The 21,020-nt window shown below is 72.2% G+C and carries 17 protein-coding genes; 8 read left to right on the top strand and 9 right to left on the bottom strand.

Annotated elements, in window-relative coordinates; translation table 11 throughout:
- Positions 1 to 30: 30 nt before the first annotated feature.
- Positions 31 to 423, bottom strand: coding sequence for a hypothetical protein (locus FIC82_RS15625; protein ID WP_154799118.1), 393 nt, complete (start codon positions 421 to 423; stop codon positions 31 to 33).
- 76 nt (positions 424 to 499) lie between these two features.
- Here FIC82_RS15625 and FIC82_RS15620 point away from each other — a divergent pair, with 76 nt between their 5' ends.
- Complete coding sequence (locus FIC82_RS15620; protein ID WP_168731971.1) at positions 500 to 1,027, top strand: SAM-dependent methyltransferase; 528 nt, start codon at positions 500 to 502, stop codon at positions 1,025 to 1,027.
- Positions 1,028 to 1,071: 44 nt separating this feature from the next.
- On the opposite strand, the gene FIC82_RS15615 is transcribed toward FIC82_RS15620, so the two are convergent.
- Positions 1,072 to 2,481 carry an aspartate aminotransferase family protein gene (locus tag FIC82_RS15615; RefSeq protein ID WP_154799116.1) on the bottom strand — a complete coding sequence of 470 codons (1,410 nt, stop codon included), beginning with the start codon at positions 2,479 to 2,481 and terminating at the stop codon, positions 1,072 to 1,074.
- Positions 2,482 to 2,589: 108 nt separating this feature from the next.
- On the opposite strand from FIC82_RS15615, the gene FIC82_RS15610 reads away from it, so the two are divergent.
- From FIC82_RS15610 to FIC82_RS15595, 4 genes are all read left to right on the top strand, one after another.
- Entirely contained in the window at positions 2,590 to 3,579 is a 990-nt protein-coding gene (locus tag FIC82_RS15610) for a LysR family transcriptional regulator (RefSeq protein WP_168731970.1), read from the top strand.
- 59 nt (positions 3,580 to 3,638) lie between these two features.
- Positions 3,639 to 4,952: a transcriptional regulator gene (locus FIC82_RS15605; protein WP_253691218.1), complete on the top strand. Its 1,314-nt coding sequence runs from the start codon at positions 3,639 to 3,641 to the stop codon at positions 4,950 to 4,952.
- Positions 4,953 to 5,114: 162 nt separating this feature from the next.
- Entirely contained in the window at positions 5,115 to 6,638 is a 1,524-nt protein-coding gene (gene adh, locus FIC82_RS15600; RefSeq protein WP_154799115.1) for an aldehyde dehydrogenase, read from the top strand.
- Between the two features lie 175 nt (positions 6,639 to 6,813).
- Positions 6,814 to 7,266: a DUF779 domain-containing protein gene (locus FIC82_RS15595; protein ID WP_168731969.1), complete on the top strand. Its 453-nt coding sequence runs from the start codon at positions 6,814 to 6,816 to the stop codon at positions 7,264 to 7,266.
- A gap of 87 nt (positions 7,267 to 7,353) precedes the next feature.
- On the opposite strand, the gene FIC82_RS15590 is transcribed toward FIC82_RS15595, so the two are convergent.
- The 7 genes from FIC82_RS15590 to FIC82_RS15560 all read right to left on the bottom strand — a co-directional run bounded on the left by FIC82_RS15590 (position 7,354) and on the right by FIC82_RS15560 (position 15,750).
- Positions 7,354 to 10,362, bottom strand: a complete 3,009-nt coding sequence (locus FIC82_RS15590) for a DEAD/DEAH box helicase (RefSeq protein ID WP_168731968.1) — start codon at positions 10,360 to 10,362, stop codon at positions 7,354 to 7,356.
- The gene (locus FIC82_RS15585; RefSeq protein ID WP_154799113.1) at positions 10,362 to 11,879 is read right to left on the bottom strand and encodes an EH signature domain-containing protein; all 1,518 of its coding nucleotides are present in this window, start codon (positions 11,877 to 11,879) and stop codon (positions 10,362 to 10,364) included. Before FIC82_RS15585 ends, FIC82_RS15590 begins: the two co-directional genes overlap by 1 nt.
- Positions 11,876 to 12,676, bottom strand: coding sequence for an OmpA/MotB family protein (locus FIC82_RS15580; RefSeq protein WP_216609918.1), 801 nt, complete (start codon positions 12,674 to 12,676; stop codon positions 11,876 to 11,878). Before FIC82_RS15580 ends, FIC82_RS15585 begins: the two co-directional genes overlap by 4 nt.
- A complete protein-coding gene (zorA, locus tag FIC82_RS15575; RefSeq protein ID WP_168731967.1) occupies positions 12,673 to 14,349 on the bottom strand; it encodes an anti-phage ZorAB system protein ZorA in 1,677 nt (558 codons plus the stop codon). Before zorA ends, FIC82_RS15580 begins: the two co-directional genes overlap by 4 nt.
- A 132-nt stretch (positions 14,350 to 14,481) precedes the next feature.
- Complete coding sequence (locus FIC82_RS15570) at positions 14,482 to 15,222, bottom strand: FliH/SctL family protein (protein ID WP_154799111.1); 741 nt, start codon at positions 15,220 to 15,222, stop codon at positions 14,482 to 14,484.
- Between the two features lie 44 nt (positions 15,223 to 15,266).
- The gene (locus FIC82_RS15565; RefSeq protein ID WP_154799110.1) at positions 15,267 to 15,548 is read right to left on the bottom strand and encodes a DUF3892 domain-containing protein; all 282 of its coding nucleotides are present in this window, start codon (positions 15,546 to 15,548) and stop codon (positions 15,267 to 15,269) included.
- A 61-nt stretch (positions 15,549 to 15,609) separates the two neighbouring features.
- Positions 15,610 to 15,750 (bottom strand): hypothetical protein, encoded by a 141-nt coding sequence (locus FIC82_RS15560; RefSeq protein WP_154799109.1) that lies wholly within the window; start codon positions 15,748 to 15,750, stop codon positions 15,610 to 15,612.
- 181 nt (positions 15,751 to 15,931) lie between these two features.
- Here FIC82_RS15560 and FIC82_RS15555 point away from each other — a divergent pair, with 181 nt between their 5' ends.
- From FIC82_RS15555 to FIC82_RS15545, 3 genes are all read left to right on the top strand, one after another.
- Positions 15,932 to 18,085, top strand: coding sequence for a hypothetical protein (locus tag FIC82_RS15555; RefSeq protein ID WP_154799108.1), 2,154 nt, complete (start codon positions 15,932 to 15,934; stop codon positions 18,083 to 18,085).
- 92 nt (positions 18,086 to 18,177) lie between these two features.
- Positions 18,178 to 19,758 carry a class I SAM-dependent DNA methyltransferase gene (locus tag FIC82_RS15550; RefSeq protein ID WP_154800393.1) on the top strand — a complete coding sequence of 527 codons (1,581 nt, stop codon included), beginning with the start codon at positions 18,178 to 18,180 and terminating at the stop codon, positions 19,756 to 19,758.
- Positions 19,751 to 21,019: a restriction endonuclease subunit S gene (locus FIC82_RS15545; protein WP_154799107.1), complete on the top strand. Its 1,269-nt coding sequence runs from the start codon at positions 19,751 to 19,753 to the stop codon at positions 21,017 to 21,019. Before FIC82_RS15550 ends, FIC82_RS15545 begins: the two co-directional genes overlap by 8 nt.
- Position 21,020 lies beyond the last annotated feature (1 nt).

Genomic DNA, 21,020 nt, shown 5'->3' with positions numbered 1-21,020 from the left:
GGAAGCCCCGTCGCGCATGCTGAGACGGTGTTACGCCAGGTGCCGCAGGCCGTGTCGTAGCAGGAGGACGGACGCCCCGAGGTTGAGCACGGTGGCCGCCCCGACGTCCGCGCCCGGCGCCCTGCGGCCCCACGCCGCAGGCTCGACGAGCGTCCCCGCGAGGGAGGTCGCGCCGAGCGCGACGCACGTGCGCGCCCAGCCGCGCGCACGGCCCGCGCGAGGTGCGGCGAGGGCCACGAGCGCGGTCACGGCCACGGGGATCGCGGTGCCGCCTCCCAGCCCGAGCGCGACGGTGCGGGCGGCGGGCAGCGGGACGGGGTCACGACCGAACGGCTCGGAGTGCAGGTCGTGGCGGACCGCCGTCCACGACCCGAGGGCGGTGGCGGCGGCGTAGGCGAGGACGACGGCCCCGGCACCGGCCATGCCTCAGACGGTACGCCGGGGTCCCCTGTCGTGCTCGCCGTTCGCCGCTGCACGCCCGGCGGTCCAGACTGACGGCGTGGTGGGTGCTGTCCCGGAGCGGGTCCAGCGTGCCGTCGCGCTGCTCGACCTGCGCGGCGACGCGGCCGTGCTCGAGATCGGGCCCGGCCCCGGCGCGGCGGCCGAGCTGGTCCTCGCGTGGCACCCCGGCGTGCGGTACGTCGCGGTCGACCGGTCCGCGACGGCCGTCGCCCGCACGACGGCGCGCAACCGCGCCGCGGTCGACGACGGCCGGCTCGTCGTGCGGCAGGGCGACGTCGCGGACCCGGGCCTCGCCGACACGCTCGGCGGACCGTTCGACGTCGCCTTCGCCGTGAACGTCAACGTCTTCTGGACACGGTCCGCGCGCGCCGAGGCGGGCGCGCTCGCGGCGCTGCTCGTCCCGGGCGGGGCGCTCTGGCTCGTCTACGAGACGCCTGGCGACGACGATCGCGTGGTCGACGGCGTCCGCGCGTCGCTCGCCGTCCCGGAGCTGGGCGAGGCGGTCGTGGTGCACGACGGCGTGGTCGCCGTCGGAGCGCGGCGCCCGCACGACGCACCGGGGTGACCTGGTGACCCGGTGGCTCGGTGGCTCGGCGACTCGGAGGAGGTTCAGCCCAGGAGCTCGCGCTCCGCCTCGCCGAGCGCGCGGTCGAGGAGGTCGAGACCGAGGTCGAGCTCCTCCTCGCTCACCGTGAGCGGGGGTGCGATGCGGAACACGCCACCCATGCCCCGGAGCTGCACGACGTTCATGTGGAGCCCGAGGTCGAGCGCCCGCCGGGTGACCAGGGCGCCGAGGGCGTCGGCGCCGTCCTTCGTCTCGCGGTCGAGCACGAGCTCGATGCCCTGGAGCAGACCCCGTCCGCGCACGTCGCCGATCGTGGCGTGGCGGTCCTGGAGGTCGAGCAGCCCGGCGCGCAGCCGGTCGCCGAGCACGCGCACCCGGGCGTCCATCTGCTCGGCCTCGAGCACGTCGAGCACGGTGTTGCCGACCGCCGCGACGAGCGGGTCCGAGACGTGCGTCGTGAAGAACAGGAAGCCGCGCTCGTGGGCGCGCTCCTCGATCTCGGCGCTCGTGATGACGGCGGCGAGGGGCAGGCCGGCGCCGAGCGTCTTGGAGATCGTGAGGATGTCGGGCACCACGGGTTCCTCGCCGTCGCGCCCCTCGAACGCGTACCAGGAGCCCGTCCGGCACAGCGCGGTCTGCGCCTCGTCGAGGATGAGGAGCATCCCGCGCTCGTGGCACTTGTCGCGCAGCGCCGCGAGGTAGCCGGGCGGCAGCTCGACGATCCCGCCCGAGCTGAGGATCGGCTCCACGATGCACGCCGCGAGGCTCCCCGTCGACTGCACGTCGACGAGGTCGAACGCGAGGTCGAGCTGGCGGCGCCAGTCGTGCGCGCCGTCGGGCGTGAGGTGGTCGGGGCGGTACGCGTTGGGGACCGGGATGACGAGGTTGCCCGGCGCCGTCGGGCCGTAGCCGCGACGTCCCGCGCTGTACGTCGCCGCGGCCGCCGCGTGCGTCATGCCGTGCCACGACCCGGCGAGCGACACGACCTCGTGCCGGCCCGTGACGAGCTTCGCCATCCGGATCGCGGCCTCGTTCGACTCGGCCCCCGTCGTGAGGAGGAGGACCTTCTCGAGCGGGTCGGGCAGGGTGCCCGCGAGGCGGCGCGCGAGGTCGACGACCGGGCGCGAGAGCATCCCGGAGAACAGGTGGTCGAGCGTGCCGATCTGGTTCCGGACCGTCTCGACGATCGCCGGGTGGCTGTGCCCGAGGATCGCGCTCATCTGCCCCGACGTGAAGTCGAGGACCCGCCGTCCGTCGGCCGTCGTGACGAAGCTGCCCGCCGCGCTCTCGACGATCTCCGGCGTGAACGGCCCGCCGTACCGCACGAGGTGCCGGTCGGCGTCGGCCCAGAACGTCGCCGCGTCGGACGTCACCGTGGACGTGACCGTGGACGGAGCGGCGGGCGGGTCTGCCGAGGTCGACGGGGCGAGGGCGGAGGACGGGACGACGGCCATCCTCCGAGGGTAGGGACGCCACTCTGTGCGCGTACAGCACGAGTTCTCGTACAGTCTGTGCGGAGAAGCCGCACAGAGCGCCTTGCACGCACGACACCGGAGGACCACGTGCTCCACGCCGCCCGGCTGCAGATCCTCGCCCGGCTCGAGAGCCTCGGCACCGTCCGCGCCGTCGCGGCGTCCCTGCACCTGAGCCCGTCCGCGGTGTCCGCGCAGCTCGCGGCGCTCGAGGCCGAGACCGGGGCGCGCCTCGTCGAGCGGACCGGGCGGCGCGTGCACCTGACGCCTGCGGGTCGCACCCTCGCTCGGCACGCGCGCGTCATCCTCGACCAGATGGCGCTCGCGGAGGCGGAGCTCGCCCACCCGGACGCGCGACCGGCCGGGGTCGTCCGGGTCGCCGCGTTCTCGAGCGCCGTCCGTGCCCTCGTCATCCCGCTCGCGGCCCGCCTCGCGGTCGAGCACCCGCAGGTCGAGGTCGAGGTCGTCGAGCTCGACCCCCGCGAGAGCGGCCCCGCGCTCCGACGCGCGGACGTCGACGTCGCGGTGACCGCTGACCTGCTCGACGGCGCACGGCTCGCCGGGCCCGACGTCGCGACCGTCCCGCTGCTCGAGGACCCGGTCGTCCTCGTCGCGCCTGCGGGTGCCTCGGCGGCTTCCGCGGCGTGGCTGGCGGCGGGGGAGGGGCCGGTGGACCTCGCCGCCCTCGCCGACGCGCGGTGGGCGGCCGACCTGCCCGGCCGGTACCTGTCGACCCTCGTCGAGAGCGCGTGCCGCGACGCCGGGTTCGAGCCGCACGTCGTCGCACGGCTGCCGAGCTACGAGCTGCTGCTCGCGCACGTGGAGGCTGGCCTGTCCGTCGCGCTGCTGCCGGGCCTCGCCGTCGACCCGCGCTACGACGTCGTCACCCGCCCGCTGCGCGCACCCCGGACGCGACCGGTCTACGCCGCGGTGCGCCGCGGCGCCTCGCCCACCGCGGCGACGCGCGTCGTCCTCGCGGAGCTGCGGCGCGGGGCCACCCACGTCGCGACCGGGGCCGCTCCCGGGACCTCGGGCGCACCGGGCGAGGAGACCGACGGCGCCCGCCACGGGCCGCGGTAGCGCCCCGTGCCGCTCGCCCTACACTGGGCCCAGCACCGCACGACGACGTCGGAGGTCCCGTGCCGCGCACTCTCGCACCGCCGCTGCGCTCGGACGCGCACCCGCGCCGCTCCGACGCGCGCCGCGACGCCCGCTCGGTGCGCGCGGCCTACCGGTCCTTCCTCACCGACGGCGTGCTCCCGCCCGGCGTCCACCCGGTCGTCGCCGACTCGTGGCGCCGGTCCGTGCACAGCGGCGTCGACCCGGAGGGCCCGCGATCGGAGTCCGCGCTCGCCCACGACGACCTCGTCGCCTACCGCGACGCCCACCCGCTGGCCGCCGTCATGCCTGTCGTGCGCGAGCTCGTCGTCGACGCCGCCGCGGACGACGGCCTGGCCGTCGCCGTGTCCGACGACGCGGGTCGTCTCCTGTGGGTCGAGGGCAGCCGCTCGCTGCGGGACGCCGTCGAGCGCGTGGGCTTCGTCGAGGGCTCGGTGTGGCGTGAGGAGCGCGTCGGGACGAACGCGCCGGGCACCGCGCTCGCGGCGCGCAGCGCGGTGCAGGTCCTCGGCGCGGAGCACTTCTCCCGACCCGTGCAGGCGTTCAGCTGCACCGCCGTCCCCATCCACGAGCCCGGGACCGGGCGTGTTCTCGGCGTCCTCGACGTCACCGGACGGCAGTCGGCGGCGTCGGGCGTCGTGCTCTCGCTCGTGCGCGCCACGGTGCTGAGCCTGGAGCGCGAGCTCGCCGAGCGGGCGGCGACCGGTCCGGGGGCGGGTGTGGCGGGCGCGGTGCCCGACCCGCCGCGCGACGGCGTGCCCGAGCTGGTCGTGCTCGGGACGTCGCCCGTGCTGCGGGCGCCCGACGGCCTGGAGCACCGCCTGTCGCTGCGGCACGCCGAGATCCTCGCGCTCCTCGCCGTGCACCCGCGGGGCCTGTCCGCGGACGAGCTCGCGGTGCTCCTGCACCCCGGCCACCTCTCCGACGTCACCGTCCGCGCCGAGGTCTCGCGCCTGCGGCGCGTCGCCGGGCCAATCCTCGCCGGGTCCCGCCCCTACCGGCTCGCTCGCCCGCTGCGCACCGACGCCGACGTCGTCCGGGACCGTCTCGCCGCCGGTGACGTCCGGGGCGCGGTCGGCGCCTACCGCGCTCCCGTCCTGCCGCGCTCGGGCGCGCCCGCCATCGAGCACCTGCGCGCCGAGCTCGCGGCCGAGGTCCGTGCCGCCGTCCTCGCGGCCCGCGACACCGGCGTCCTCGACGCCTGGACCCGCACCGACGACGGCGCCGAGGACCACGCCGCGTGGACCCGCCTCCAGGCGCTCGCCGACCACGGCAGCCCGCTCTGGGTCCGTGCCCGCGCACACCTCGACCTGCTCGACGACGAGCTCGCCTGACCGTCACCGTTGCAACGGTCTTGCAACGCTCGCCCGCCTAGCGTCGTCCCACGGCGCGACGAGGCGCCGAGCCGTGCACCGCCGTCGGGCACTCCCCGCCCGACCCACCCGGCAGCGCGGCGAGATCGAGCGCTGCGAGTCGGCGCGACGAGGAGGCAGACGATGACGGTCTACGCAGCCCCCGGCACGGACGGGGCGATCGCCGAGTACAAGGCCCGGTACGACCACTGGATCGGCGGCGAGTACGTCGCGCCGTCGAGCGGGCAGTACTTCGAGAACCCGAGCCCCGTCACGGGCCGGACCTTCACCGAGGTCGCGCGCGGCAACGCCGACGACGTCGAGCGGGCGCTCGACGCCGCGCACGGCGCCGCCCGGTCGTGGGGCCGCACCAGCGCGACCGAGCGCGCCAACATCCTCAACAAGATCGCCGACCGCATGGAGGAGAACCTCGAGCGGATCGCCGTCGCGGAGACGTGGGAGAACGGCAAGCCCGTCCGCGAGACGCTCGCCGCCGACATCCCGCTCGCGATCGACCACTTCCGCTACTTCGCGGGCGCGATCCGCGCGCAGGAGGGCTCGATCTCCGAGATCGACGAGGACACCATCGCGTACCACTTCCACGAGCCGCTCGGCGTCGTCGGGCAGATCATCCCGTGGAACTTCCCCATCCTCATGGCCGTGTGGAAGCTCGCCCCGGCGCTCGCGGCGGGCAACTGCGTCGTGCTCAAGCCGGCCGAGCAGACGCCCGCGTCGATCCTGTTCCTCATGGACATCATCGGGGACCTGCTGCCCCCGGGCGTCGTGAACGTCGTCAACGGGTTCGGCGTCGAGGCGGGCAAGCCGCTCGCGTCCAGCCCCCGCATCCGCAAGATCGCGTTCACGGGCGAGACGACGACCGGCCGGCTGATCATGCAGTACGCGAGCCAGAACATCATCCCGGTCACGCTCGAGCTCGGCGGCAAGTCGCCGAACATCTTCTTCTCCGACGTCGCGGACGCGCGCGACGACTTCTACGACAAGGCGCTCGAGGGGTTCACGATGTTCGCCCTCAACCAGGGCGAGGTGTGCACCTGCCCGTCGCGCGCGCTCATCCAGTCGTCGATCTACGACTCGTTCCTCGGTGACGCGGTGGCCCGGACCCAGGCAGTCAAGCAGGGCGACCCGCTCGACACCGAGACGATGATCGGCGCCCAGGCGTCCAACGACCAGCTCGAGAAGATCCTGTCGTACATCGAGATCGGCAAGGCCGAGGGCGCGAAGGTGCTGACGGGCGGGACGCGCGCCGAGCTCGGCGGCGACCTCGCGGGCGGGTACTACGTGACGCCCACGATCTTCGAGGGCAAGAACTCGATGCGGATCTTCCAGGAGGAGATCTTCGGCCCCGTCGTCGCCGTCACCGACTTCTCCGACTTCGACGACGCCATGACCATCGCCAACGACACCCTCTACGGCCTCGGCGCCGGCGTCTGGTCGCGGTCGGGGAACACCGCCTACCGCGCGGGCCGCACCATCGAGGCCGGGCGCGTGTGGACCAACTGCTACCACGCCTACCCCGCCGCGGCGGCGTTCGGCGGCTACAAGGGCTCCGGCGTCGGGCGCGAGAACCACAAGATGATGCTCGACCACTACCAGCAGACGAAGAACCTCCTCGTCTCCTACTCCGCCCAGAAGCTGGGCTTCTTCTAGGCCAACCCAACCCAACCCGACTCAGCCCTGCCCGCCCCCGCCCCGCCGACCCGGGCTCGCCTCCCCCCGGCCCGCCGAGCAGGTGGTCTTGGCTCGTCCGGCCGTCCGGACGGACCAGGACCACCTGCTCGCGGCGCCAGGATCGCCTGGTCGGCCCGATATATGGAGGTCCTCCGTGCCCGACGACGTCCCCTCGCCCGCTCCGGTGGGCGCGCCGCCCGCGCGGGTCGACCTCACCGACGACGCCGCCGCACTGCTCGCGCGGCTGCGGACGGTCCACGGCGAGCTCATGTTCCACCAGTCCGGCGGGTGCTGCGACGGGTCGTCGCCCATGTGCTACCCGCAGGGCGACTTCCTGCTCGGCGACGCCGACGTGCACCTCGGCGACCTGGTCGTCGTCGCGGACGCCGGCGACGGCTCCGGCGAGCCCGGGCCGGGCGGGTTCCGCGTGCCTGTGTGGATGAGCCGCGCCCAGTTCGAGTACTGGAAGCACACCCACCTGACGATCGACGTCGTGCCCGGCCGCGGCGCCGGGTTCAGCGTCGAGGCGCCTGAGGGCGTGCGGTTCATCATCCGCTCGCGACTCCTCACCGACGACGAGTGGGCCGTGCTCGCAGTCGGCGCCTAGCCACCGCGCGGCTCAGCCCGTCCACTGACGTATCGGTGCCGCCGCGACCAGCGTTGCGCCGAGGTGCCATCCGCGAAGTGCTCCTGCTCAGACGAGTCCCATCGCACGCATGACCTCGTCCGGCGACGCTTCCGGCACGACGACGGCGTCGCGCAGCGTGGTCTTGCTGCGCAGCAGGTTGTCGAGGTTGACGTCGAAGGAGTCGACGTCCGGGTGCGTGGCGATCGGGTAGTAGACGTGCACGTCGCGCTTCTGCCCGATCCGGTACACCCGGTCCGTCGCCTGTGCTTCCTTCGCGGGGTTCCAGTGCCGCTCCAGATGGATCGCGTGGTTCGCTCCCACGACGGTGAGACCGACGCCGACGGCGAGGGGCGAGAGCACGATGACGTTGAACCCCTGACGCGCCTCGAACGCGCGGATGCGCGCGAGCCTCCCGTGCGTGGCACCCGTCGCCGCGGTGTCGCCGTTGACCACGTCGACGCGCAGCCCGTAGAGCTCGCCGAGCCATCCGGCGAGCACGCGCTGCATCGCCTTGGTACGGCAGAACACGATCGCCTTCTCGTCGCGTCCGCGGATCTCGTCGAGGATCTCGCGCACGGTCGTGAGAGTCCGCGCGGACTCGTCCACCGCACGGACGTCGCGGACGTCGGCGGCACTCGTGCGGAGCCACGGGTGAAGGCTGACCTCGGAGAGCGCGTGCAGCGTCGCGAGCGCAGCCCCCTTGACGCCCTTGCGTGCCCGATAGCCGGCAAGGACATCGTCGTAGGCCTGACGCTGCGCAGTCGGCATCGCCCGTCGCAAGGAGTGCACGTGCTTGGGCGGGAGCCCGGGGAGGTGGTCCTCCTTGATCCGACGGAGCATGAACGGCCCGACCTCGTCCCGCAGCGCCTTGCCCAGTCGCGCGTGCTCCTCTCCGGACGCTGCGTGCATCGGGGTCTCCCAGTCGTCGCGGAACTGCGCCCACGACCCGAGCAGACCGGGCTGAGCCGTGTCGACCAGGTTCCAGAAGTCGAGCAGCGAGTTCTCGACCGGCGTACCGGTCGCGGCGAGCAAGAAGCGGGTCTTGAGCGCCTTGGCCGCGCGCGAGCTGAGCGTCTCGGGGTTCTTCACGTTCTGCGCCTCGTCGAGGACCACCGCCTCCCACTCGACCAGGCCGAGCGAGACCTGGTGGCGGCGGAGGGCCTCGTAGGTCGTGAGGACGAGGGTTCCCGGACGGTCGAGGCGTGCGTCACCCCAGGCGTCCCCGACCCGCAACGAGACGAGGTCGGCGAGTCGGTCCTCTCGCACCATCCCTCGTGCGTCGAGGTCGTCGAGCCCCGCCGCGGTCTCCCGACCTCGTCCGCGGATCCGGAAGAGGCCGAGTCCCTCGCCCTGGAGCGGCACGACCTCGCTGAACGGTCCGGTGCTCGTCCCGAACGCCTTCTCGATCTCGGCGAGCCAGTTGTCCAGGAGAGCGACCGGCATGACGGCGAGCACCGGACCGGGTTCGCGCCCGCCTGCGCGCACCGACTCGATCAGCTCGCGGAGCGCCACGAGGGTCATGAAGGTCTTGCCGAGCCCCATGTCGTCGGCGAGGACGGCGCCGCGGACACGGTGGGGAGCGTCCTGGTCGGAGCTCGCCGCCGCCTGCATGAGCGCGGTCATCCACTCGATGCCTGAGCGCTGGTGCGGGTAGGGGTCCAGCGCGAGCGACGCGTAGTCCACAGGACGGGTGGGCCGTGCCCTCTCAGCAGTGAGCCGCAACTGGTCGGGCCCCCCGGCGAGGTCGGCGATGTGCATGCCGACCGTGACCCGCGGCCCGTGCGACGTGTCCTCTGCGGTCGCCTCGGAGGTCGCCGGCGCGTTGTCGGCGGTGGCTCCCAGCCGCCCGAGGCGCTCACGAGCCGCGTCGAGCGCCTCCGTGACGCGGTCACGATCGCTCACGTCGACGACCGCGTCGTCGAGCGGGACGACCGTCTCGCCTCGTTCCCAGGCCTGCTCGATCGTGGCGGTCAGGTCGCGGTGCTCCGCGACCGACGTCGGTCGTTCGCGGAGGACCTCGGGCGGGGTCGTCGTTCGGACGTCGTCGAACCATCCGATCCCTCGTTCCGCAGCCTCCGTGAACGAGACGGGTGCGATGACGCCCAGACCGAGGACGCGAACCCCGAGGTGCACCTCGACGTCGACGACCTCCGGGTCGTAGAACGCCCCCGGGGCGTCGAAGAACTGCTGGACCTGCTCCGGTGCGATCCGTGGTCGCCGCAGCACCTCCTGCACGCCCGCGAGACGCTCGCGGTCGAGCAGCACGAGCTGGTCGCCGACCCGGAGGACCCCCGCCTCGGCCTCGTCGCGCGGCAGCTGGCCCAGCCTGCGTCTCACGTCGTCCGGGTCGAGCGTGGGGCCGAGGTCGGGAGTGACGGTGAGGGAGCCGTCCTGCTGCTGCTCGACCGTCAGTCCGACGCCGCGGGGGACGGTGGTCGAGAACTTGTCCAGCGGGCCGAGACCGAGCGCCAGAGTCGTGTCGTGGTCGGCCGTTCCCGTGGACGACGTCGCCCGGTTCCGTGCGTCCTGCAGCTCTGCGACGAGCTGGACGTTGCGGGCGTCCGTGCGACGCGGGGGCGACAGCGCTGCGTGCGCCTCGAGGGAACGTAGCGCTTGGAGCGCCGGTGGGCTCAGGCGGGAGAGGGAACCGCCCACCGAGATGGCGGGGCCTCGCCGCTCGTAAGGCTCAGGGTGCGTGCCCGTGCGGACGACGACGTCGACACGGAATTCCGGGCTGGACGTCCACTTGTGCGGAGCCGTGCGGATCTCACCGGAGAAGCGTGGCGGCAGACCGAGGATCGTCGACTCGTCGTCGTCCATCTGCGCCACCACGTCCGCGGGGACGACGAAGCCCTCGGCGACCGGGGTCGCGCGACCCTCCTCGGCGAGCATGTCGAGCACGATGAACTGCTCCTGGGCGCTCCGCTGGGCGAGGCCGTCGCGCATGAGCCGAATGACGTCGAGCTCCGCCGTGAATCGGGTCTCCTCGTCGAACGCGACGCGGAACCCCGGCATCGGCGCGAAGACGTCGTCCGGGACGAGCGGGCGTCGGCGCAGGCGGTCGAGCAGACCCATCAGTACCATCCCTCGGAGGCGCGGCGTCGCTGGATCGTGAGGTAGGTGCGTTCGTCCACGAGTGTTCGCTCCTCGACGCGGACCCCGAGGTAGCGCAGGAAGTTGAACGCCTCGCGCTGCCAGAGTCCCTGGTGGCTGATCATGGTCCATCTCTCCGGACCGTGGAGTCGCTCGTGCTCTCGGGGGACCCGGTCGCGGAAGTCGTCGAGCGTGAAGTGGCGTTCCGACCGGTTCATGAGGCGGGCCACCGGTCGACCGGCGAAGACGTAGAGCTTGAAGTTGTGCGACCCCTCGACCAGCGTGAAGTCACCGCAGTCGACGATGATGATCGCCTTGTCGTTGCCCCCGGTCTCCGAGTAGCGCGCCGCGTCGTACTGCGACAGCCCGGCGGGCCCTGCGACGCGTCGGCTCACGTCCGCCCCGAGCACGAGCCGGGTCTCGACGATGCGGTCGGCCTCGTAGAGTCCGTCGAGGAAGATCCGGCGGGGGGCGATCATGCGCGTCAGGTCGGTCTTGCCGCGAGAACGTCCGTAGTCCTCGACCGCGTCGAGGAACGCTCGGAGGTCGGCGGTGCTCATCCAGCGCACGGCGCGGTCGAGCAACCGCTGGTCGAGCGGGCGCCACCACAGCGCCCAGCGTTCGGTCTGCCTGTGCCGCGGGTCGCCCGCGATGGCGGTGACGGTCTCGAGCCAGTCGGGCGCCGGGCGTCGGACGTCCTTGAGGAGGAGCGCCGTCAGCACGTCGTGACCGAAGCGGCGCGCACTGCCGGGGTCCGACGTAGGCGTCGCGGACCGCTGCCGGGCGACGACCTCGTCACGGACCTCCGTGAGGACCGGGTGGCCTGTGACCGTCGGGTCGGCGTCCTCGATCTGCACGAGGTAGACAGCGTCGCGTACGAGGTGGAAGTACCGGGTGTCGACGGCCATCGCGAGCCCGTAGGTGCGGAACCACGCGTGCGGGCTGGTACCGGTCGAGAGCAGGTGACGCGCGAGGGTGCGCGGGCCCTGCGGGTCCAGCAGGAACGCCCCCTGGGTGCGGAGCGTCTCGACCGTGTCGGTGCGGCCGACGACGGATGCCGCCACCATCGCGCGGACGGTCGCCGTCAGCTCGGCGAAGAGTCCGGGGCGCCACGTGTCGAGCTCGTCGAAGTGCCCGAGCAGGAGCTTCGTCGCGATCACGACCGTCAGGCGCGACGGGCGTCGGTGCGGCGTCGGGCGCAGTGCTCCGACCAGCTGGGCGGACATGGTGCGTGCCGCGAGTGCCGGGGAGTCCGCCCAGACGGTCGCGACGGCACGAGCGAATCGCCGGTCGGTGAGCATCCGCCTCGCGACGTCGGGGTGCTCGCTCTCGAGCATCCGGCGGGCTTCCGCGAGGAGTGCGTCGAACCGTGGTCCGGTACCCGCACGGGCCGCCAGGTGGGCCGCCCGGGACTCGAGAGCGCGCCAGCGGCTGACGCTCTCGCCCTCCCACGGGGGGAGGTCGACCTGGACCGGGGGGAGCGGCAGCAGCGAGATCACGTGCCGTCCCCGGCCCTGAGCGAGATCTGCGCGTCGAGGATTGCGGCGAGATCCTCGGCGCTGAGCCGCTTCTCCGTGAACCGCACGTCGATGCGCCGGTTGGCGGCACGCTCGTCGTCGGTCAGCTGGGTGGCGGTCGCCGGTCGGCTCTCGCCGTAGCCGGCGACCGAGAAGAGGGTGCGACCGTCCTCGCGCTGCAGCGAGTCGAGCTGGCGCTCGGGGGCGAGCCGTTCGTCCCACAACCGCCACAGCGAGATGGCACGGAAGGTCGACAGGCCCCAGTTCCCCGAGCCCTCGAGCCCGGGGAAGGGCGTGTTGTCGGTGTGCCCTTCCACGAACACGGTGTCGAGGTACGTGTAGCGGTCGTCGCGCGAGAGGACCTCGGCGATGGTGTCGCCGATCGTGAGGGCGAGCTGCTGGTGCTGCGGCCGGATCTCGTACGAGCCCGCCTCGAAGCCCAGCAGGGAGGTCGGGATGCTCAGGACGGAGTTGTCCGCGCTGACCGTCACCTCGATTCCTTGCGCGGCGAGGGCGTCCCGGATCTCGACGAGCATCTGCGCACGGACCGTCTCGGCCTCGCTGAGCGATCCGAGCGTCTGGTCGAACGCCTGCTGCTGCGCCTCTGCGCGCTCCTGCTCCGTGGCGAGCGCCTCCTGCTTCTGGGTGAGCGAGAGCACGAGCACGACCGCCGCCAGCATGAAGATGGTGAGCAGCGACGTCATGAGGTCGGAGAAGGAGATCCACACCGAGTCCTCCGTGGCCTCGGCGCTCCGGCCACGGTGGAGGAGTCGCCTCACGCGGCCTCCGCCTCAGGTTCCGGTCCGCGGCGCTGCTCGACCGACTCGTTCAGCTCGTCGACGGCGTACGACATCGCCTGCACCGCGGTCAGCATCGTCGTGGTGAAGCTCTCGGTGTGCCGGTTCCACTCCTCCATCCGGCGGCCGGTGTGCTTGCTCACCTCGTCGGAGTAGGTGTTGAGCCAGGTGGCGATGACCTCCGAGTGCGACGCGAGCGTCCGTTCGAGGTCGACGAGGAACTCGTTCTGCTGCGCGCGCAGGGTCCCGAACCCCTGGTGCAGGGTCTCTGCGGACGCTTCGAGCGTGGCGCTCGCGGCGACGGTCGTCGTGGTGAGCTCCACCATCTGCCCGGAGAGGCTCTCGAGCACGTTCGCGGCGCCGGTGTTCTTGGCGCTCATCTCCTCGAACGCCTCGGCGCTGTCCGCGAGGACGTCGCCGAACTTCTCGCTCACCGTCTCGAAGCGGTCGGACGTGACGGCGAGGTGCTTCGCGGCGGTCTCGAGCCGCTCGGACCCGGTCTCGAGACGCGTCGTGGCCTCCTGCACGCTCTCGACGACGCGCGGGAGCGACTGCTCCAGGAGCTCGACCTGCCGAGCGGTCGCCGCCTGCAGCTCGGCCATCTGCTCGCGGTACTGGTCGGCCTGCTGCGCAAGCTTCTCCGCCATGTACTCGAGCGTCGAGCGCATGGACTCCGACGACTGGGTGAGCCCCTCGGCGAGGGAGGTGCCGATCGCGTGGAACGACGACGTCAGCTGCTCCGAGACCTTCTCGAAGACCTCCGCGGACTGGTTCGCCGCCTTCGACGCGAGGTCCTGCATCACGGGGGCGAGCGCGTTCTCCATCGACTGGGTGACGGCATCGCGCGTCTGCTCCGCGACCCCGACGAGAGCTTCCTGGAGCTTGTCGCCGATCTTCTGGTGCAGCTCGGTGAGCGACTCCTGTGACTCGCGCGTGGACCGGGCGATGTCGATGAGGGACTGCTCCGGCGAGCGGAGCGTGAAGAGGGCGTCGATCCGCGACTGGAGCCGTTCGATGCGTCGGACCGCACGCCGTTCCCAGTACTTCGTCAGGACGTTCACGAGGAGGCTGGTCCCGACTCCCCACAACGATGCGGTGAAGCCCACGCCGGCTCCGGCGACGAGGGTCTGGATGCCCGTGGTGAGCGTGTCGGAGTCGCCGTCGAGGTCCAGCCCCCGGAGTCCCACCGTGAGGCCGAGGAACGTGCCGAGCAGGCCGAGGGTGGTGAGTGCGGCCGGTGCCGCGTCAAGGAACCGGTTGTGGAGGAGCCGCGGCGCGAACCGTGAGGCGTTGAAGAGCTGCTCCGCCTCGACGGTGTTCCACACCTTGCGCTCGTCGGTCACGGAGACGAGCGTCTCGTCGAACTCGCGCCACGCGTCGGCGACCTCGGGCGATGCCGTGGCCGACCGACGGAGGACCTCCGCCCGGTGCTCCCACAGGGTGTCGGTGGTCACGCCCTCCAGCAGGGCGTCGGTCTCGTCTGCCAAGCTCCTCGCCCGACGAGCCTGGGCCCACGCGAAGCCGCACGCGATCGCGGCGACGATCCAGATGAGGACGACGAGGACCGGGGCGGCGGCGTGGACACCCCCGTCGCCCACCGCGCTCCAGTCGGGCCAGATCAGGGTCCAGAATCCGCCGAGCTCCTGCTCCGCCATGGTGGTGCCTTTCGTACGTGTCGCGCGGCACCGGGAGTACGTGGTGGTGCCGCCGAATGATCGCATCTTCCGCAAGCAGGACATGCCGCCCGACCGGGTGAAATCACCTCACGATCTGATGACGGCGCTGGACTAGAAGGTCCAGGCGTCCTCGACCGTCGTGTAGACGACGTCGACGTGGTCCCAGTCGAGCGACACGTTCATCGTGAGGTCCGCCGGGTCCGTGACACCGAATCCCTGCTTCCAGGTGATCGACTGCCCCGCGAGCACCGGGGCCGTGGGTGCGCCGCCGTAGCCCTGGTCGGAGTCGTACACCTCGTCGCCCGCGACGCCCCCGCTCGTGACCTGCGTGTACCCCGACGAGGACCAGGTGGTGGCCGTCCCGTTGGTGACGGTGAACGTGAAGCTGAGATAGGTGGGGAAGTCCCCGACCGCCGCCCACTCGCTCGGGGTGAAGTAGCCGTCGTTGGTGACCGTGAGCGTGAGACCGTCCTCCCACTCCATGGGCGTGCCGAACGACGTCACGGGGTTCTGGTTCGCGGCCTCGGCCTCGTCCTTGCCCGTGGAGTACCCGGCCTCGTAGCCGTCGTTGAACTGCTCGGTCCGCTCGGCGAGGAAGGTGGTACCGGCACGCGCGCCCGTCGTCGACCCGTGCTCGTACCCGAGGTCGTAGCCCTCCTGATACGTACCGGTCAGCGTGGGCTCGGTCTCGGCCGGCTCGGTCGAGGTCGACGACGCGGTCGGGGTCACCTCCGGGGCGACCGGCGCCGCGAGACCGCACGCGGTGAGCGACCCGACGAGGGAGAGGGCCGCTGCGACGGCGCGGGCGCCGCGCAGCGGGGGCACGGACAGGGGCTGGGTGTACGGGGACATGGTGCTCCTTCGGTTCGGTGCGGCTTCGGTGGGTCGGGGTGCGTTCAGTGGCGGGGGAGGTGCAGGAGGTTGTCGGTCTCGCGTCCGTTCGCGACGGTCGCGATGTAGCGGGTCCCGCGCGAGCTGACGCGGGCGACGACGTCGGCCTGGTTGTGCGTGCGCTCGTCGAACGTGCGGAAGCGCTCGCCGCGGCGGATGGCGGCGTGCACGGCCTCGCGAGTCCCGGCGCGGAGCGGACCGGTCGTGGTGGTCGAGTAGCGGACCTCGACGACGTGCTCGTTGGTGGCGCCCGGGTGCGCGACCCGGACGGAGCGGATGAACGGCATGGTGGTCTCCTAGCGGTGCGGGGTGCGGGGTGCAGGGGCGACGAGACGGGGGTGCCGGAGCTCAGTCGTCGTCGACGTCCGGCTCGGCGGCGGCTCGGTCGGCGGGCGGGGTGAGGGACACGCAGTGCGGGCACAGGCCGCGTCCCTCGTGGAGGGGGTACACGGACCCGCACCGGCACCTCACGTGGCTGATCGGGGTCATGCGAGCTCCTTCGCCCTGCGCCGGCCGCTGTGACCGGTCATGGAGGAGCGTTCTCGATTCGCAGGCTCCCGGTCGACGCGAGAGTCGATAAGAGGGCTTATCGCAGTCGTGACTGGCACGGCGCTGAATCCCGATAGGGTCGGGGTCACGACGACGAACACGACCCGAGGAGGTGTGCACAGTGACGGTTTCTCCTGCGATCCCCGTGTCGTCGCCGCTGCTCGCGGACCTGCGCCTCACGCTCGCCGACGTCGCCGAGCTCGCCCATGTCCGACGTCCGGTGGTCTCGGTCTGGCGCCGGCGCCACGCCACCGGCCCCACGCCGTTCCCCGCGCCGGTTCGACGGGCGGTCGTCGTCCCGGGACGGTCGCGCTCCGAGGCGCTGCTGTTCCGCGCGTCGGACGTGGCGGACTGGGTCGAGGCGAGCGGCCTCGGCAACAACCGCGCGTTCCGTGCGGACGTCGCGCTGCGGGCGGTGCTCGACGACGCGTCCGGCCCGGACCGCGACGTCGCCTTCGCCGGACTCACCGCGCTCCTGCGCCTCAAGGCCTACGTGTCCGAGCCCCTCGGGTCCCTCGACGTGGACGACGTCCTCGACCTGGCGGACGAGCTCGACCCGGACGACGACGCCCTCTACGCGGAGGTCGAGGCGCTCGGGGATCACCTCGACCGGTTCGCAGCGCTCGCGGACCTCGCAGCCGGGTCGGCGTACACGCCCGGTGCCGCGGTGGAGGCGCTGCTCGCGGACCGGTTCCGCGCGGGTCGTGACGAGCTCTCCCGGTCGGCGCTCGCACCCGCCGCGCTCGCGCTCGTCGCGGACCTGGCGGGTGCCGTCGGGGGCGACCACGCGGCGTCGGGGGTGACGGTGGAGCGCGCCGTCGCCGACCCGTACCCGGGTTGCGGGGACATCCTGGCCGCCGTCCTCGGCCGCGGCGAGGTCGTCGAGTCCCCGACGGCCCACGTGCCGACGGGCGACGCCCACCGCCTCGTCCGCCGCCGGCTCGGCGCGCACGGCTGGTCGGTGCGGCCCCTGGAGGGCGAGTCCGTCGCCCGAGCTCCCGGGCCTCACGAGCTCCCGCTCGTGGTGACCCAGGTCCCGTCGGTCGGCTTCGGTGCGCTGGACGACGTCGCCGTCCTCGACCTCGTCGACGACCTCGTGCTCGGCCTCGCCGACGGGCAGTACGCGCTCGTGATCGGGCCGGCCAGCGCGCTGATCGACGGGTCGTCGTCACCCGACGCGGAGTCGGCGCGCTCGGCCCTGCTGCGCACGAACCGCCTGCGCGCGGCGGTCCTCCTGCCTGCCGGTCTGCTCGTCGAGCGTTCGCGGGAGCGCCTCGCGCTGTGGATCCTGGGGGACGGCGACCCTGGCCTCGACATCGCGGAGCGCTGGATGACCGTGGCCGACCTCTCGGGGGTCTCGCCCGTCCGCGGCACCCTGCCCCGAGGGGTGGTCGAGGATCTCGTGACCGACGTCGTCGCGGCGCTCGGTACGTCGGACGACGTCGCGCGGCACGCCTTCCGGTACTCCCGGTTCGTGCGCACCCGCGAGCTGCTCGCGTCTCGGGGGAGCCTGGTGGAGGTCGCGCGCCCGGTCGAGCCGGTCGCGCGCGACGACGGAGGCGCCGCGGTGTCGCGCGCCGTCGAGCTCGTCGACGGCATCGACGGCGACTCGCGGCCTGCGCTCGGCGTCAAGATCGAGCGCGGTGACGCCGAGCCGGCGCGCCGGGTGCGGCTGGGCAGCGTGGTCGAGGGCGGCGTCGTGCGTCGGGTCCCGGGCAACCGGCTCGACGACGCCGACGTGCGCGCGCCGGGCGACGACCCGGCGGGTGAGTCGCGGGTCCTCGGCGTTCCCGAGCTGCTCGGCGACGTGGAGGTCGGGGCGCGTGTCGTCGACCGGCTCGGGTTCGCCGCCCGGTATCCGGCGGGGCGTCTCACCGAGCCGGGCGACGTCGTGTTCTGCACGACGCCGCGCCCCGCCGCGATCGTCGACACCGCGGGCTTCTCCGTGGTCGCCTTCCCTGCCCGGGTGCTGCGCCTGCGGGCGCGCGGTCCGGGGGAGCGGCCGGGCGCCGTCGGGCCCGGGGTGCTGCTCGCGCCCGAGGTGCTCGCGCGCGACGTCGCGGCGCAGGCCCGGGGGACCCGCTGGCGGTCCTGGGACGTGCGGCTCGTCCCGGCCGACCAGGCGGACGACGTCGTCGCGGCGCTCGCGCGGGTGCGTGCACGCCGCGCCGCGGTCCGTACCGAGCTGGCGCGGCTCGAGGAGCTGGAGCGGGTGCTGGTCGACGGCGTCACGACCGGTGTCGTACGTATGCGCAAGGATGAGCCCGGCTCGTGAGCAGGGCTGTTCATGAGGACCATTCGAGGAAGCGAGCAGAAGTGCCCCCGAGGACGAAGCAGGCGGTGGCGACGCCGAGCACGGCGACCACCATGAAGGAGCTCAAGGACACGCTGTGGAAGGCCGCGGACAAGCTCCGCGGCTCCATGGACGCGAGCCAGTACAAGGACGTGGTCCTGGGGCTCGTGTTCCTCAAGTACGTGTCCGACGCGTTCGAGGAGCGGCGTGGCGCGATCCTCGCCGAGTGCGTCGCGGACGGCCTGAGCGAGGAGGATGCGCAGCCCCTGCTGGAGGACCAGGACGAGTACCGCGGCGCGGGTGTGTTCTGGGTCCCGACGCGGTCGCGCTGGGGCTACCTCGCGCAGCACGCCAAGGGGCGTACGGCCACGCCCGAGGAGCCCGGTGCGACGATCGGCGAGCTCGTCGACGACGCGATGGTGCACATCATGGGGTCGAACCCCGCGCTCGCCGCGACGCTCCCGACGATCTTCAACTCGAACAGCGTGGACCAGCGCCGCCTCGGCGAGCTCGTGGACCTGTTCAGCTCGGCGCGGTTCACCGGCGTCGGCGCGATCCGGGCGCGCGACGTGCTCGGCGAGGTCTACGAGTACTTCCTCGCGAAGTTCGCCGCCGCCGAGGGCAAGCGCGGCGGCGAGTTCTACACGCCCCCCGGCGTGGTGCGCGTGCTCGTCGAGATGCTCGAGCCGTACTCCGGCCGCGTGTACGACCCGGCGTGCGGGTCCGGTGGCATGTTCGTCCAGGCCGAGAAGTTCCTCGAGCGCCACGGCGCCGACCCGCAGGCGATCTCCGTGTACGGGCAGGAGCTCAACGAGCGCACCTGGCGCATGGCGAAGATGAACCTCGCCGTGCACGGCCTCACCGGCCAGCTCGGCTCGCGCTGGGGCGACACGTTCGCGCGCGACCTGCACCCCGACGTGCAGATGGACTACGTCATGGCCAACCCGCCCTTCAACATCAAGGACTGGGCCCGCACCACCGACGACGCCCGCTGGCGCTACGGCGTCCCGCCCGCCGGGAACGCCAACTACGGCTGGATCCAGCACATCCTGTCCAAGCTCGCGCCCGGTGGGTCCGCCGGCGTCGTGATGGCCAATGGCTCTATGTCCTCCAACTCCGGCGGAGAGGGCGAGATCCGCGCCCAGCTCGTCGAGGCCGACCTCGTGTCCTGCATGGTCGCGCTGCCCACGCAGCTCTTCCGGTCCACCGGGATCCCCGTGTGCGTGTGGTTCTTCGCCAAGGACAAGACGGCGGGCTCGCGCGGGTCCGTGGACCGCACCGGTCAGGTGCTCTTCCTCGACGCCCGCAACCTCGGCCACATGGTCGACCGCGCCGAGCGCGCGCTGTCCGACGACGACATCGCAAAGATCGCCGGCACGTTCCACGCCTGGCGCGGGACGAAGTCGGCCGTCGCCGCCGGGCTGGAGTACGAGGACGTCCCCGGCTTCGCCTACTCAGCCAGCCTCGCCGAGATCAAGGATGCCGACTATGCCCTGACGCCGGGCCGCTATGTCGGCGCCGCCGAGGTCGAAGACGACGGCGAACCCGTCGAGGAGAAGATCGCGAGGCTGACGAAGGAGCTCTTCGAGCAGTTCGAGGAGTCGAGCCGTCTTGAGCAGGTCGTCCGCGAGCAGCTGGGCCGGATCGATGGCTAGGGAGACGAGGACCGGGGGGCGAGAAGCGACGACCGCCGTCATCCCCGGCAAGTTCGCGTTCAGCATCGGCAATCCGGGTCACCTCGCACCGGACGGCTTCGCCTGGCGGCCGCTTTCGGAACTGGCTCGGCTCGAGAGCGGACACACACCGAGCAGATCGAAGCCTGAGTACTGGGACGGAGGAATCCCGTGGATCGGGGTGCGCGATGCGACCGGAAATCATGGGCTGACCATCGCCGACACGCTGCAGCACATCTCGCAGCTTGGCCTTGACAACTCGTCAGCGCGACTGCTTCCGGCGGGGACGGTCTGTCTCTCGCGCACTGCGTCAGTGGGCTATGTCGTGACGATGGGCGTTCCGATGGCGACCAGCCAAGATTTCGTCAACTGGGTGTGTGGCCCCGAATTGGACAATCGGTACCTGCACTACCTGCTGATGGGGGAACAGGCCAGCGTCCAACGGGTCGCGTACGGCTCGGTTCACGCGACGATGTACTACCCCGATGCCAAGGCTGTGCACGTCTGTGTCCCGTCCCGACGGATGCAGGGCGAGATCGCCGACGTACTTCGAGCGCTTGACGACAAGATCGCGGCCAACATCCGCCTCGCCACTACGGTCGATAAGTGCTTGGCGAATCGACTGGAAGCGTTGCTCAAGCAATGGGACGGCGAGTCCGTATCGCTGTCGGAGGTTGCCCTCATCAACCCCGAGAAGCGCTCCCCGATTGTTGAGGGTCATCTTCGATACATCGACATCGCCTCGGTTGGCGTGGGGTCAATGGAATGGCCCGAGTTGCAGCCATGGGAGTCCGCTCCGAGCCGTGCGAGGCGCGGAGTCGCCGTCGGCGATGTGATCTGGTCGACGGTTCGTCCGAATCGCAGGTCTCACGCGCTGATCCTCGACGAGGATCCTGATCTCGTCGCGTCGACGGGACTTGCCGTCATCAGGGCTAGTGGATTGCCGTGGGGGTACCTGTACGAGGCGCTACGTCGCTCGTCATTCACCGAGCACCTTGAGGGCGCCGCGGAGGGGAGTGCCTACCCCGCAGTCAAGCCGGAAGCCTTCGCTCGCGCCAGCATTCCGATCCTCGATGACACGGAAGTGCGAAGCTTCGGTGCAGAGGCTCAGGCGCTCCGGGAACACATCGGGAGCCTGGCGCGCGAGAGCCGGACGCTCAGAGATCTGCGCGACACGCTGCTGCCGCAGCTCATGTTGGGGAAGCTCCGGGTGCGCGAGGCGGCCGAGATGGCAGGGCTGTGAC

Origin of the sequence: Cellulosimicrobium protaetiae (genome assembly GCF_009708005.2) — a bacterium.
In the GTDB taxonomy this organism is placed as follows: Bacteria; Actinomycetota; Actinomycetes; order Actinomycetales; family Cellulomonadaceae; genus Cellulosimicrobium; species Cellulosimicrobium protaetiae.
This window is presented reverse-complemented; position numbering and strand designations above follow the sequence as displayed.

Coding starts and splice junctions, on each gene's coding strand:
- FIC82_RS15625 (WP_154799118.1), bottom strand. CDS start 423: ATGGCCGGTGCCGGGGCCGTCGTCCTCGCCTACGCCGCCGCCACCGCC.
- FIC82_RS15615 (WP_154799116.1), bottom strand. CDS start 2,481: ATGGCCGTCGTCCCGTCCTCCGCCCTCGCCCCGTCGACCTCGGCAGAC.
- adh (WP_154799115.1), top strand. CDS start 5,115: ATGACGGTCTACGCAGCCCCCGGCACGGACGGGGCGATCGCCGAGTAC.
- FIC82_RS15590 (WP_168731968.1), bottom strand. CDS start 10,362: ATGGGTCTGCTCGACCGCCTGCGCCGACGCCCGCTCGTCCCGGACGAC.
- zorA (WP_168731967.1), bottom strand. CDS start 14,349: ATGGCGGAGCAGGAGCTCGGCGGATTCTGGACCCTGATCTGGCCCGAC.
- FIC82_RS15570 (WP_154799111.1), bottom strand. CDS start 15,222: ATGTCCCCGTACACCCAGCCCCTGTCCGTGCCCCCGCTGCGCGGCGCC.
- FIC82_RS15565 (WP_154799110.1), bottom strand. CDS start 15,548: ATGCCGTTCATCCGCTCCGTCCGGGTCGCGCACCCGGGCGCCACCAAC.
- FIC82_RS15560 (WP_154799109.1), bottom strand. CDS start 15,750: ATGACCCCGATCAGCCACGTGAGGTGCCGGTGCGGGTCCGTGTACCCC.
- FIC82_RS15550 (WP_154800393.1), top strand. CDS start 18,178: ATGAAGGAGCTCAAGGACACGCTGTGGAAGGCCGCGGACAAGCTCCGC.
- FIC82_RS15545 (WP_154799107.1), top strand. CDS start 19,751: ATGGCTAGGGAGACGAGGACCGGGGGGCGAGAAGCGACGACCGCCGTC.